This window comes from Gemmobacter sp. 24YEA27 (assembly GCF_030052995.1).
Taxonomy (GTDB): Bacteria; Pseudomonadota; Alphaproteobacteria; order Rhodobacterales; family Rhodobacteraceae; genus Pseudogemmobacter.
Genome location: NZ_JASJPW010000001.1, coordinates 1,470,889 through 1,484,283, shown reverse-complemented (window position 1 = coordinate 1,484,283; position 13,395 = coordinate 1,470,889). Strand labels below are relative to the sequence as shown.

Here is a 13,395-nt window from a genome sequence, read left to right as displayed (position 1 = left end):
TTTGCCCAGCATGTTCCGATGCCCGCCATGATCATTCCTGCCGGCCCCCGTCCGCCCGACCCCAATGCCGCCGCGCATGAGCGGCTTTACCGTGTCCTGCGCCAGCAGGTGATGCATGGCGAACTGGCGCCCGGCCAGTCGCTGACGCTGCGCGGGCTCGCGAAGGATTTCGGCGTCTCGATGACGCCCGCGCGCGAGGCGTTGCGCCGTCTTGTGGCCGAAGGCGCGCTGACGCTGTCCTCCTCAGGGCGGGTGTCCACGCCGGAGCTGACACCCGAGCGGATCGAGGAACTGGCTGCAATCCGCGCCATGCTAGAGCCGGAACTGGCCGCCCGCGCCCTGCCCGCGCGCATTTCGCGCTGATCGAGCGGCTGGCGGCGATCAACACCGCCAATACCGAGGCCGTCGCGCGCCACGATGCGGTCGCCTATGTCCGGACCAATCTGGAATTTCACCGCACCCTGTATCTGCGCGCCCAGGCCCCCGCGATGCTCGCAATGTGCGAGACGGTCTGGCTGCAGCTTGGCCCGACGATGCGGGCGCTTTACGCGCGTCTGCGGCGGCGCGAGGCCCCGCCCTATCACCGGATGATCCTGTCGGCGCTGAAAGCCGGTGACGAGCCGGGGCTGCGCCTTGCCGTCAGAACCGATGTGACACAGGGGCTGCGCCACCTCGCCGGATAGGGCTCAGCCCAGCATCGCGACCGGCACCGCGTAAAGATCCGCCGCGCGCCGGCGTGCCGCGGAAAGCAGGAAAAGCGCATCCTCTGTAAGACGGGTGATCATCACCCGCGCCAGTGGCAGCCGCTCCGGATCGGCCTGCGCGGCCCGCAGATGTGCATCCGCCCCCAGCACCAGCGCGAAAGCGCGCAGATAGGGCACCGCGCCAGCGAAACGGTCATTCATCTCCATCTCAAGCAGCGCGCCGGTCGCCCCCCGCAACGATCTCGCCACCGTGCCGAGGATCGCCGCGAGCTCCGGCCAGTGTTCCTCCGCCGCGATGGCGCGGGCGATGATCCCGTCGATCAGCTCAAAGGCCACCGCGCCGCCATCGGCCAGCTTGCGCCCGACCAGATCCATCGCCTGGATGCCATTGGTGCCCTCGTAGATCGCAGTGATCCTGGCATCGCGCAGATACTGCGCGGCGCCGGTTTCCTCGATGAAGCCCATGCCACCATGAACCTGCACCCCCATATCGGCGACCTCGATGCCGATATCGGTGCCGAAAGCCTTGGCGATGGGCGTCAGGAATGCCGCCCGCGCCGCCCAGGCGGCATCGCCGGTCGCGCTGGCCATATCGATCGCTTTGGCACAGGTGAGGCCGATCGCCCGCGCCGCAAAGATTTTGGCGCGCGCCTCAGTCAGCATACGGCGGATATCGGCATGGCCGATGATCGTGGCAGATCCGTCGGGCGTCCTGCCCTGCACCCGCTCCTGCGCGAAGGCCACGGCCTTTTGCAGCGCCGCCTCTGCCACGCCGACCCCCTGCATCCCCACGCCCAGGCGGGCGTTGTTCATCATGGTGAACATCGCAGCCATGCCCTTGCCCGGCCCATCCACCATCCAGCCGGTGGCCTGATCGAATTCCATCACGCAGGTCGGGCTGCCATGGATGCCGAGCTTATGTTCCAGGCTGACCACCCGCAGATTATTCGCCTGCCCCGGATTTCCCGCCGCATCCGGCAGGTATTTCGGCACCAGAAACAGTGAAATCCCCTTCACCCCCGGTGCCGCATCCGGCAGCCGCGCCAGCACCAGATGGCAGATATTCGACACCAGATCCGAATCGCCCCAGGTGATAAAGATCTTCTGGCCACTGATCCGGTAGCTGCCATCCTCTGCCGGCACCGCGCGCGTGGTCAGGGCACCGACATCCGACCCGGCCTGCGGCTCGGTCAGGTTCATCGTGCCCGACCATTCGCCCGAAATCAGCTTCGGCAGATAAAGCGCTTTCAGCGCCTCCGAAGCGTGATGTTCCAGCGCTTCGATCTGCCCCTGGCTCAGAAGCGGTTTCAGCTGCAAGGACAGGCAGGCGCCGGCAAGCATCTCGTTGACGCAGGTCGCCAGCACATGCGGCAGCCCCATACCGCCATATTCCGCACTGGCCGAGACCCCGACCCAACCGCCCCCGGCAATGGCACGGTAGGCGCGCTCAAAGCCGGGCGAGGCGCGCAGCACACCGTTTTCCAGCCGCGCGGGTGTCAGGTCGCCATTGCGGTTGACCGGCGCCACCACTTCATCGCAAAGCCGCGCCGCACCATCAAGGATCGCGCTCACCATGTCGGGCGAGGCTTCGGCAAAGCGATCCGTCCCGGAAATATCCGTAAAATCAATGATGTGATCCAGGATGAATCGGTGATCCGCTGCGGGTGCATGGCTCATATTCTGGTCTCCGGCGGGCCGCTGCGCCGGGGCCGGAGCCCGGGAACGGTCTTGTCTGATCTGTCGAGGTCCAATATGCGCAAAAGCATAACAAATGCCCCTCACCCGCAAGACAGACGCTGCGTCACAATCGCCGGACGTCACATGCCAGGATCAGGAATGCGCCAGACCGAACTCCTTGCTGCCACCGATCACGGCATCGCCCGCGCGGCCCGGCTCCTGCGTGAGGGCGAGTTGGTCGCCTTCCCTTCCGAGACGGTCTACGGGCTCGGGGGGGATGCGCGTCTCGACAGCACAGTCGCGCGGATTTTCGAGGCCAAGGGCGGCCCTCTTTCAACCCGCTGATCGCGCATCTGCCGGATCTGGCGGCGGCAGAGCATTATGTGACCTTCACGCCAGAGGCGCTTTTGCTGGCGGAACATTTCTGGCCGGGGCCTCTGACCCTGGTGCTGCCGCTCAGATCCGGTGCGGGGATCTCGCCGCTGGCGACGGCAGGGCTGGAAACGCTTGCGGTACGGGTGCCGGCGCATCCGGTGGCGCGGGCGCTGCTGCGCGCCTTCGGCGGCCCGCTGGCAGGGCCCTCGGCCAATCCCTCGGGCCGGGTCTCGCCGACCAGGGCCTCGCATGTGATGGACGGGCTGGAAGGCCGGATCGCGGCGGTGCTGGATGGCGGCGCCTGCGAGGTCGGGGTGGAATCGACAATCCTGGGCTTCGGCGACGGGGCACAGCTTTTGCGACCCGGCGGCGTACCGGTCGAGGCCCTGGAAACCGTGCTGGGTCAGCGGATCCCACCGCATATGACGCCAAAAGCGCCTGACCGCCCAACGGCGCCCGGCCAGCTCGGGTCGCATTACGCGCCGGGCGCGCTGGTGCGGCTGGAGGCAAGAGCAGCCGAAACCGGCGAGATCCTCATAGGCTTCGGCGAGGTAAAAGGCGATCTGACCCTGTCCGAGCATGGTGATCTCGTGGAGGCTGCGGCGCGGCTCTTTCACATCCTGCGCGAAGCCGATGTGCTTGCAGGTGCAGAAGGCCGCATCGCCTTTGCGCCTATCCCGGAAACCGGTCTTGGCCAGGCCATCAATGATCGCCTGCGCCGCGCCGCCGCGCCCCGCCCGTAACGGGCGCCGGTTTCTTCATCAAGAAACCGAACCGGAATTCGTCACGAATTCCGGCGCCAGCGGCAGCCGGTTGCCGAAAGCGACGCCGGTGCTTAGATTGAGCCAGAGCCACAGGAGGCCAGATGTCCGACCAATCGCCGCAGGCCTATAAGGTTCTCGCCCGCAAATACCGCCCCGAGACCTTCGCCGATCTTGTCGGCCAGGAGGCGATGGTCCGCACCCTGAAAAACGCCTTCGCGGCCGGCCGCATTGCCCAGGCTTTCGTGATGACCGGCATTCGCGGCACCGGTAAGACCACCACCGCCCGTATCATCGCCAAGGGGCTGAACTGCATCGGCCCAGACGGAACCGGCGGCCCCACGACCGAGCCCTGTGGCAAATGCGAGCATTGCGTCTCGATCTCGGAAGGTCGCCATGTCGATGTGATGGAGATGGACGCCGCCTCGAATACCGGCGTCGGCGATATCCGCGAGATCATCGATTCGGTGCATTACCGGGCGGCCTCGGCCCGCTACAAGATCTACATCATCGACGAAGTGCATATGCTTTCCGTCAACGCCTTCAACGCGCTCCTGAAGACGCTGGAAGAGCCGCCCGCCCATGTGAAATTCATCTTCGCCACCACCGAGATCCGCAAGGTTCCGGTCACCGTCCTGTCGCGCTGCCAGCGGTTTGACCTGCGCCGGATCGAACCCGAGGTGATGATGGCCCTCCTGCGGCGTATCGCAGGCGCGGAGGGTGCTGATATTTCCGAGGATGCGCTGGCGTTGATCACCCGCGCAGCCGAGGGCTCTGCGCGCGACGCGACCTCGATCCTCGACCAGGCGATCAGCCATGGCCAGGGCGAGACGACCGCGCCCGCCGTCCGCGCCATGCTGGGCCTCGCCGATCGCGGCCGCACGCTGGATCTCTTTGACATGGTGATGAAGGGCCAGGCCGCTGATGCGCTGGCAGAACTCGCGCAGCAATATGCCGAAGGCGCCGATCCGATGGCGGTCCTGCGCGATCTTGCCGAGATCACCCACTGGATTTCGGTGATCAAGGTCACACCCCAGACCGCCGAAGACCCGACCGTGCCGCCGGATGAGCGCAGCCGCGGCCTCGAGATGGCCGAAAAACTGCCGATGCGGGCGCTGACCCGGATGTGGCAGATGCTCCTGAAAGCGCTGGAAGAGGTCGGCCAGGCCCCCAATGCGATGATGGCGGCAGAGATGGCGATCATCCGCCTTACCCATGTGGCCGAGCTTCCCGATCCGGCGACCCTGATGCGGCGGCTGAATAACGGGCCGCGCCCCCCGGGCAATGGACCAGGCGGCGCTGGCCCCGGTGGTGGTGGCATGGCAGGCGGCGGCATGGCAGGCGGCGCTCCGGCGGGCAGCGGCGCGGTGCATGGCGCGATGCGGCTTGCCCCCATGGCGCGCGGCCCGGCCCATGGCGCGATGATGGCGGCAGCGCCCGCGCTGAATGGCCAGCCCGAGGTGATCTATACCTCGTTTGATCAGATCGTGGCGCTGATCCGCGAGAAACGCGATATGCAGCTGCTGGTCGAGGTCGAGACCGGCCTGCGCCTCGTGCAATATGCGCCCGGCCGGATCGAGTTCGAACCCGCCCCCGGTGCTTCGCGCGATCTGGCGGCCAAACTCTCGCAACGCCTCCAGGGCTGGACCCGCAGCCGCTGGGGCGTCTCGGTGGTCGCCAGCGGCGGCGCCCCCACCATCGCCGAAATCCGCGAGGAGGAACGGCGTGAGGCGGAAACCGGCGCCTTGCAGAACCCGCTGGTGAAAGCGGTGCTGACGGCCTTCCCCAAAGCGAAAATCACCGATATCCGGACGGCAAGCTCTGCCGAAGCAGAGGCCGCGCTCGAGGCCCTGCCCGAGGTCGAGGCGGCGGATGGCGATGACTGGGACCCGTTCGAGGAATAACCCTGCCCGCAGCCCGGGGCGCAGCAGTCAGCGGTAAACACAAAGGAAGAAACCGATGTTCAAAGGTCTTGGTGGTCTCGGCGGGATTGGCGATATGGCCAAAATGATGAAAGCCGCCCAGGAAATGCAGACGAAAATGGCCGATCTGCAGGAGAGCCTCGCAAACAGCGTGGTGGTGGGCGAAAGCGGCGCCGGCCTCGTGAAGGCGCGCGCGACCTGCAAGGGCGATGTGACCGGGCTCGATATCGACCCGTCAATCCTGGTGCCTTCGGAAAAGGAAGTGCTGGAGGACCTGATTCTCGCCGCGATCCGCGACGCCCAGTCGCGCGCCGCTACGAAATCCGCCGATGAGATGCGCCGCCTGACTGAACAGCTCGGCCTGCCGGCCGATATGAAACTTCCGTTCTGATGCCGGCGCCCCAGTGACGCGCACTTCTGACGAGACCGGTATCGAAACGCTGATCCAGCTGATGTCGCGGCTGCCGGGCCTCGGCCCGCGCTCGGCCCGGCGCGCAGTACTGGCCATGCTGAAGCGCCGCGCTCAGGTCATGGCCCCGCTGGCACAATCGCTGGCCGAAGTGGCGCTGACCGCACGCGACTGCCAGAGTTGCGGCAATATCTCGACCGCTGATCTCTGCCCGATCTGCCAGGACCCGTCCCGGGCCACCGGAGAACTTTGCGTGGTCGAAGATGTCGCCGATCTCTGGGCCCTGGAACGCGCAGGCGTGTTTCGCGGTCGCTACCAGGTTCTCGGAGGCACACTTTCGGCTTTGGACGGGCTTGGCCCCGAAGAGCTGGGCATCCCGCGACTTGTCGCAAGGGTCGCGGACGAGGCTGTCACCGAAGTGATCCTCGCACTGAGCGCAACCATCGACGCACAAACCACCGCGCATTATATCGCCGATGCCCTGACGCTCACCACAGCGCAGATCACCACCCTCGCCCAGGGCGTGCCAGTCGGTGGGGAACTTGACCATCTCGACGATGGCACACTTGGAGCCGCCTTGCGGGCGCGGCGCAAACTTTGAAACTCCGGAGCCTCTTGCCGGCTGCGGATGCCTCCGGCGGGGATATTTAAGGACAGCTGAAAACCACTCTCACTTACCAATTTCATCTGTCTATAAATATCCCGGGGGTGAGTGGCAAAGCCGCGAGGGGGCTGGCCCCCTCTTCACCGCCAGCCCCAGGCCTTTGCATTGCATTCAGGGCGCCGGGGCCTTATCTCGGAACCCGAACCTCAGACCCCCGAAACGTCCCCGGTGGAAAGGCCTGCATATGAACTGGATCACCAATTACGTCCGCCCGAAGATCAACTCGCTCTTCTCGCGGCGCGAGGTGCCCGAGAACCTGTGGACCAAATGTCCGGAATGCGGAACCATGCTGTTCCATCGTGAGCTCGAGGCCAATCTCAATGTCTGCTCGAATTGTGATCACCATATGGCGATCAGCCCGCGGGATCGCTTTACCGCGCTGTTCGACGGCGGCATTTTCACGGAAGTGAAGGTTCCCGAACCGATCTCCGATCCGCTGCATTTCCGCGACCAGAAGAAATATCCTGACCGCCTGAAGGCCGCACAGAAATCGACCGGCGAGAAAGAGGCGATGCTGGTGGCCGAGGGTGAGATCGGCCGCACCCCCATTGTCGCCGCAGCACAGGATTTCGCCTTTATCGGCGGCTCGCTGTCGATGTATGTCGGCAATGCCTTCATCGCGGGCGCCGAGCGCGCGGTTCAGATGAAGAAGCCCTTCGTGGTCTTTTCCGCCGCCGGCGGCGCCCGGATGCAGGAGGGGATCCTTGCCCTTATGCAGATGCCGCGCACGACCGTGGCGATCCAGATGCTGAAAGAGGCGGGGCTTCCCTATATCGTGGTGCTGACGCATCCGACCACCGGCGGTGTCACGGCCTCTTACGCGATGCTGGGCGATGTGCAGATCGCCGAACCCAATGCGCTGATCTGCTTCGCCGGGCCGCGCGTGATCGAGCAGACCATCCGCGAAAAGCTCCCCGAAGGGTTCCAGCGCGCAGAATATCTGCTCGATCACGGCATGCTTGACCGCGTCACCCATCGCAAATCCATGCGGGAAGAGCTGATCACCATCCTCAGGATGCTCACCGGCCAGCCCCCGGCGATCCGCGCCGATCTTGCCGCCCCCGAGCCGGCCCAGGTCGGGACCACTGCTCCGGCCCCCGACACACCCCAAAGCTGATCCAGGAAAGGCATTCGCAATGTCTGTCACACTTCTTCAGTTCGATTTCCCCTTCACGGGCCCCTGGGGGGCCGGGATGACTGCGGCAATGGAGGACCTGGCACAGGATATCGCCGGAGAGCCGGGGCTTTTGTGGAAGATCTGGACGGAGAACCAGGACAGCGGCCGTGCAGGCGGGGTCTACCTCTTCGCCTCGGCTGACGCGGCAGAGGCGTACCGCGTGAAACATTCGGCCCGGCTCGCAGCCTTCGGCATCACCGGCATTGTCGCGCATGCTTTTGCAGTGAATGACGCGCTGTCCGCCATCACGCGCGCGCCGCTCTGACATGACCATGCCAGACAGCACCGGATCGGATGCGATCCTCGAGCGGATGATGAGCTTTCATCCAAAAATCATCGACCTGACGCTTGACCGCGTGCATCGTCTTCTGGCCGCTCTCGGCCACCCGGAGCGTAACCTGCCGCCGGTGATCCATCTCGCGGGCACCAATGGCAAGGGCTCGACCCAGGCGATGATCCGCGCCGGGCTCGAGGCCTCGGGCGCAAAGGTCCATGCCTATACCTCGCCGCATCTGGCGCGGTTCCACGAACGGATCCGGCTCGCGGGCGAGCTGATTTCGGAACCGGCTCTGATGGCACTGCTGGATGAATGCATTGCCGCCAATGGCGGTGAGCCGATCACATTTTTTGAAATCACCACCGTCGCGGCGATGCTCGCTTTTTCGCGGGTTCCGGCGGATTTCACGCTGCTTGAGGTCGGGCTTGGCGGGCGGCTTGATGCCACCAATGTCGTAGACCAGCCGCGGCTGTCGATCATCACGCCGGTCTCGATCGACCATCAGCAATATCTCGGCGAGACGCTGCCCGAAATCGCCGGCGAGAAAGCCGGGATCATCAAGCGCGGTGTGCCTGTCGTGGTCGGCCCCCAGGAAGAGGCGGGCCTCGCGGTGATCGAGGCAAAGGCCGCCCGTCTTGGCGCACCGGTCTTTGCCTTCGGTCAGCACTGGCAGATCGCCGAAGAACGCGGCCGGATGGTTTACCAGGACGAAAACGGCCTGCTGGATCTGCCCCTGCCCAATCTGCCGGGGCCGCATCAGATCCAGAATGCCGGGGCGGCGATTGCCGCGCTGCGCCATCTCGGCCGGGATGAGGCCGCCTGCGAGGCCGCCGTCACCCGCGCCATCTGGCCCGCCCGGATGCAACGTCTGACGCAAGGCCCGCTTGCGGCATCGGCGCCGGGCATCGAGCTCTGGCTTGATGGGGGTCACAATCCGGCAGGCGGCGATGCAGTGGCGGCAACGCTTGCCCGCATGCCCGCGCGCGACACTTACGCGATTTGCGGCATGCTCAACACCAAGGATGTGACGGGCTATATGCGCCCGCTCGCCCCCGCGCTGCGGCGCCTGATCGCGGTCGAGATCCCGGGCGAGCCGAACACCCTGCCGGCCACGGCAACGCGCGATGCAGCTGCAACCGCCGGGATCCCTGCCGCAGTTGCAGGATCCGTCCAGGCCGCGCTTGACGAAATTTCCGCCGGGGCGCCCGAAGCACGGGTGTTGATCTGCGGCTCGCTCTATCTCGCGGGGCAGATCCTCAAAGAGAATGGCTGAGCCAGGCGCCCGGCCATTTCTTTGCAAAGTACAGTGCCAGAGGACCGTTTTGCGTTTCGGCCGCAGCGGATGCCAACCCGCCATCCTCGCATAATTGCCGGGGTGGTCTTCAGGCTCCTTAACGGGACCGGGGTGCCATTGGTCTGATTGACTGACCAATGGCCGGACACTGCCATAAGCCCAGGAAAGGGTGCGACCCTGATAACCCGAATTGCCGACGCCCAGGACCTGCCAGCTTTGCGGGACCTGTTCCTGCGATCCAGACGCTCGGCCTTCGTCTGGGAGGAACGGTCCTCGCTGCGTGCCGAGGACTTCGACATCCAGACAGTCGATGAACTGAAATATGTCGCAGTGGATGCCGGTCGGATTCTGGGGTTCATCTCGGTCTGGGAGCCCGACAGTTTCATCCATCACCTGCATGTTGACCCGGAGCTTCCACGCCGTGGCATCGGGTCAGCCCTTCTCGGGGCCTTGCCCGGCTGGCCAACCGCCCCCTACCGTCTCAAATGCGTCGCAGTGAACACCCCGGCACTTGCGTTCTATCGGGCAAATCAGTTCACGCAGGCGGGTGATGGCCATGCGGATGGTCAGGATTATCTGCTGCTTCAGTCGGGCGGCATCCCGTCACCTTAAGCGGTGCCCGGGCCCCGCCTGTGATCCTGCACAACGCAACCCTGCGTCCCTCAGGTGATAGCTGGCTTCGGCTCTTTGCAGCTGACAGATTGCCGCCGAGGCGGGCTGGCCTGCCGTTTATGGCCGGCCCAGAGGACGCCCGGAGAGCACCCGCCTCAGCCTTTCGCCCCGTAGCGCGCCATGAACATCTCCACTGTGGCCGTGACCGCGCGCTCGATCTCTTCGGGATGGATATCATCGACGAGGTTCAGCATCGCCCGGTCATGGACTGTCGATTTCGCCAGCTGCACGAACTGATCCACCGCCAGGTCGAAATCCGCGATCTCCAGCTCGCCGCGTGCCGCCAGTTCGCGCAGGCGGATCTCCAGCCGGCCCCTGACCATCCCCGGCCCGTTCACATAGAACTGCCGCGCCAGCTCGGGAAAGCGCGACACTTCGCCCACCACAAGCCGGAAGAGCTGCCGCCCGAAATCCGACAGCGCAAAGCGGATCACCCGCCGCGAGGACTGAGCCAGAAACTCGCGCGCCGGGGGCGTCTGCGTCATATCCGCCTCGGCAAGGCTGGCCTGACGCTGGCATTCGACGCTGAACACCTCGGCAAACATTACGCGTTTGTCGGGGAAGTAGGAATAGAGCGTGGCCTTGGAAACCCCGGCCTCGCGGGCGATCTCATCGACCGATGCGCCTTCAAACCCATCGCGCAGGAAAACACGCAATGCGCCTTCCTGAACCTGATCAAATTTTCGGCCTCTGCGGACCTCGGAGTCGGAAATACATGTCATAACAGCAGCATCATGGCCGCGGGTCGGGCAGTTGGCAACCATGAGGCTTGTCAATTCGCCCCCGGACCAGATTTTCCGGCTGGCCTTCCGGCAGCGCAGCAGGCTAGCTGACCGCAATGCAGCATATCGCGCAAAGATGGTGCAGGGGTGCTTTAGTGATGCCGCTGTGATGGAGGTCCGAGATGTTGACCGCGCTCTCATCCCGCCGCCGGCTCCGGGATCTCTCGGAGAAAGAGATCCTCGCTCTGGCGATCTCGTCAGAAGAAGATGACGCACGCATTTACCGCCATTACGCCGACCATCTCCGGGCGGAATACCCCGCCAGCGCAGCGGTGTTTGACGGGATGGCGCTTGAGGAAGATGGCCATCGCCGCGCGCTGATCGACCTTTTCACCAGCCGGTTCGGCCAGGTGATCCCACTGATCCGGCGCGAACATGTGGCAGGGTTCCATATGCGCAGGCCGGTCTGGCTGAAGACGCAGATGTCGCTGGACGTGATCCGGGCAGAGGCGGCAAAAATGGAACGCGAGGCCGGCGCCTTTTATGAAAGCGCCGCCGCCCATGCCACCGATGCCGCGACGCGCAAATTGCTGGGCGATCTGGCCCAGGCGGAATCGGCCCATGAACGGGCCGCCGATCAGCTGACAAAAACCCATCTGAGCGACGATGCAAGTGCTGCCGAAAGCCAGACGGAAAAGCGCCAGTTCATCCTGACCTGGGTACAGCCAGGCCTTGCCGGGCTGATGGATGGCTCGGTCTCGACCCTCGCGCCGATCTTCGCCACGGCTTTCGCGACGCAAAACACCCATACGACCTTTCTGGTGGGGCTGGCCGCTTCGGTCGGCGCCGGGATCTCGATGGGCTTTACCGAAGCCGCGGCGGATGATGGCCGGATCTCGGGGCGCGGCAGCCCACTCAAGCGCGGCATCGCGACCGGGGTGATGACGGCCCTTGGCGGGCTTGGCCATGCGCTGCCTTATCTGATCCCGAATTTCCACCTGGCCACCACCATCGCGATGATCGTAGTGTTCTTCGAACTCTGGGCCATCGCCTGGATCCAGAACCGCTATATGGAGACGCCTTTCCTGCGTGCGGCCTTCCAGGTCGTGCTGGGCGGCGCGCTGGTCTTCGCCGCCGGCGTGCTGATCGGCGGCGGTTAGCCGCGCCCGCGCCCCTTGCTCCGGCGCGGCAATAACTCCATGGTGGCGCCAAAGCCGGAGGGGGCCGGGATCCGCCCCATCCGGAGACGAAAGAGGAGAGACCATGAAGACGATTTCGGAAAACCGCTGCTTTGGCGGGGTGCAGGGCGTCTATAGCCATGCCTCGGAGACCACGCGGACCGATATGACCTTTGGCCTTTTCCTGCCGGAAGGGGCCGAAGACGGGCCCGTGCCGCTGTTATGGTATCTCTCAGGCCTGACCTGCACGCATGAGAATGCGATGGTGAAAGCCGGCGCGCAACGCTGGGCCGCAGAGGCCGGCATCGCGCTGATCTTCCCCGATACCAGCCCGCGCGGCGAGGCAGTCGCCAATGACGAGGCCTATGATCTGGGCCAGGGTGCCGGCTTCTATGTGAATGCGACCGAAGGCCCCTGGGCCAGGCATTACAAGATGTGGGATTATGTGACGGATGAGCTGCCGGACCTCGTGTTCCGCGCCTTCCCGCTGGAGGAGGGCCTTCAGGCGATCACCGGCCACTCGATGGGCGGCCATGGCGCGCTGACCATCGCGATGAGTCTCCCGGGCCGCTTTTCCTCGGTCTCGGCCTTTTCGCCGATCTGCAACCCGATGGCGTCAGACTGGGGCCGCAAACAGTTTACCGCCTATCTGGGCGCGGATGAGAGCACATGGGCGCCGCATGACGCCTCGGCGTTGATGCGCAAACGTGGCTTTGACGGGCCGGTGCTGATCGACCAGGGCACCTCTGATCAGTTCATCGACCTCCTGAAACCCGAAGCCCTTGCCGCCGCGATGACCGAACGCCGCCAGGGCGGCACCTTCCGGATGCAGAAAGGCTATGACCACAGCTATTTCTTCGTGTCCTCCTTCATCGAAGATCACATCTCCTTCCATGTCGACGCGCTGAGGGGCTGAAGACAAAGAGGGGGCCCTGCCCCCTCGGCCCTTTCAGGGCCTCTCCCCCGGGATATTTAGAGACAGATGAAAATATCCGTGTTTCATCTGTCCTTAAATATCCCCGCCGGAGGCTTCCCCGACCAGCCAGAGATGACAACGCATGTCAGGAATGCCCGATGACGCTTTACATCGACGCTGATGCCTGCCCGGTGAAAGCCGAGGCCGAACAGGTTGCAACCCGGCTGCGCCAGCCGATGGTGCTCGTTTCGAATGGCGGCATCCGGCCCTCGGCCAATCCACTGGTCTCGTCGGTCTATGTCGGTCAGGGCCTGGACGAGGCCGATCGCTGGATCGCGGATCGCGCGGGGCGCGGTGATGTGGTGGTGACCTCGGATATCCCGCTGGCCGCGCGCGTGATCGAAGGCGGCGCTTTTGTTGTCAAACCCAATGGGGAAGAGCTGCATGAGCGCAATATCGGCTCGGTTCTGGCCACCCGCGATCTGATGGCAGACCTGCGCTCGGCCGATCCGTTCCGCCAGGGGGGTGGCCGCGCCTTCTCGAAAGCCGACCGCTCCCGGTTTCTGGAATCGCTGGATCGCGTGATGCGCCGCGCCGATGTCGCGGGCAGGACAGACGCCGGCGGAAAAGCAGGCTGAACCTGCTGC

The 13,395-nt window shown here is 64.9% G+C and carries 12 protein-coding genes and 2 pseudogenes; 12 read left to right on the top strand and 2 right to left on the bottom strand.

All coding sequences use genetic code 11. The features are described 5' to 3' along the window. Positions 1-27 precede the first annotated feature (27 nt). A pseudogene (locus QNO18_RS07410) lies at positions 28-683 on the top strand (GntR family transcriptional regulator). Positions 684-686: 3 nt separating this feature from the next. On the opposite strand, the gene QNO18_RS07405 reads toward QNO18_RS07410, so the two are convergent. Continuing rightward, positions 687-2,381, bottom strand: a complete 1,695-nt coding sequence (locus QNO18_RS07405) for an acyl-CoA dehydrogenase (protein ID WP_283177160.1) — start codon at positions 2,379-2,381, stop codon at positions 687-689. Between the two features lie 159 nt (positions 2,382-2,540). On the opposite strand from QNO18_RS07405, the pseudogene QNO18_RS07400 reads away from it, so the two are divergent. The 8 genes and pseudogenes from QNO18_RS07400 (at position 2,541) to QNO18_RS07365 (ending at position 9,872) form a co-directional block, all read left to right on the top strand. Continuing rightward, a pseudogene (locus QNO18_RS07400) lies at positions 2,541-3,499 on the top strand (L-threonylcarbamoyladenylate synthase). 122 nt (positions 3,500-3,621) lie between these two features. After that, positions 3,622-5,421, top strand: a complete 1,800-nt coding sequence (locus tag QNO18_RS07395) for a DNA polymerase III subunit gamma/tau (protein ID WP_283177159.1) — start codon at positions 3,622-3,624, stop codon at positions 5,419-5,421. Positions 5,422-5,476: 55 nt separating this feature from the next. After that, the gene (locus QNO18_RS07390) at positions 5,477-5,830 is read left to right on the top strand and encodes a YbaB/EbfC family nucleoid-associated protein (RefSeq protein ID WP_092895762.1); all 354 of its coding nucleotides are present in this window, start codon (positions 5,477-5,479) and stop codon (positions 5,828-5,830) included. Between the two features lie 13 nt (positions 5,831-5,843). Continuing rightward, entirely contained in the window at positions 5,844-6,449 is a 606-nt protein-coding gene (gene recR, locus QNO18_RS07385; protein WP_283177158.1) for a recombination mediator RecR, read from the top strand. 247 nt (positions 6,450-6,696) lie between these two features. Further along, positions 6,697-7,629 carry an acetyl-CoA carboxylase, carboxyltransferase subunit beta gene (gene accD / locus QNO18_RS07380; RefSeq protein ID WP_283177157.1) on the top strand — a complete coding sequence of 311 codons (933 nt, stop codon included), beginning with the start codon at positions 6,697-6,699 and terminating at the stop codon, positions 7,627-7,629. A 19-nt stretch (positions 7,630-7,648) separates the two neighbouring features. Next, complete coding sequence (locus tag QNO18_RS07375) at positions 7,649-7,954, top strand: monooxygenase (RefSeq protein WP_198836699.1); 306 nt, start codon at positions 7,649-7,651, stop codon at positions 7,952-7,954. Position 7,955: 1 nt separating this feature from the next. Next, positions 7,956-9,239 carry a folylpolyglutamate synthase/dihydrofolate synthase family protein gene (locus QNO18_RS07370; protein ID WP_283177156.1) on the top strand — a complete coding sequence of 428 codons (1,284 nt, stop codon included), beginning with the start codon at positions 7,956-7,958 and terminating at the stop codon, positions 9,237-9,239. A gap of 237 nt (positions 9,240-9,476) precedes the next feature. Beyond that, entirely contained in the window at positions 9,477-9,872 is a 396-nt protein-coding gene (locus QNO18_RS07365) for a GNAT family N-acetyltransferase (RefSeq protein WP_283177155.1), read from the top strand. Between the two features lie 155 nt (positions 9,873-10,027). Here QNO18_RS07365 and QNO18_RS07360 read toward each other — a convergent pair whose 3' ends face one another. Then, positions 10,028-10,588, bottom strand: a complete 561-nt coding sequence (locus QNO18_RS07360) for a TetR/AcrR family transcriptional regulator (protein ID WP_349293845.1) — start codon at positions 10,586-10,588, stop codon at positions 10,028-10,030. A 248-nt stretch (positions 10,589-10,836) separates the two neighbouring features. Between QNO18_RS07360 and mbfA the strand changes: the two genes are divergently transcribed. From mbfA to QNO18_RS07345, 3 genes are all read left to right on the top strand, one after another. Next, the gene (gene mbfA, locus QNO18_RS07355; RefSeq protein ID WP_283177153.1) at positions 10,837-11,814 is read left to right on the top strand and encodes an iron exporter MbfA; all 978 of its coding nucleotides are present in this window, start codon (positions 10,837-10,839) and stop codon (positions 11,812-11,814) included. 103 nt (positions 11,815-11,917) lie between these two features. Beyond that, the gene (gene fghA / locus QNO18_RS07350) at positions 11,918-12,748 is read left to right on the top strand and encodes an S-formylglutathione hydrolase (protein ID WP_283177152.1); all 831 of its coding nucleotides are present in this window, start codon (positions 11,918-11,920) and stop codon (positions 12,746-12,748) included. 158 nt (positions 12,749-12,906) lie between these two features. Next, positions 12,907-13,386: a YaiI/YqxD family protein gene (locus QNO18_RS07345; protein WP_283177151.1), complete on the top strand. Its 480-nt coding sequence runs from the start codon at positions 12,907-12,909 to the stop codon at positions 13,384-13,386. Positions 13,387-13,395 lie beyond the last annotated feature (9 nt).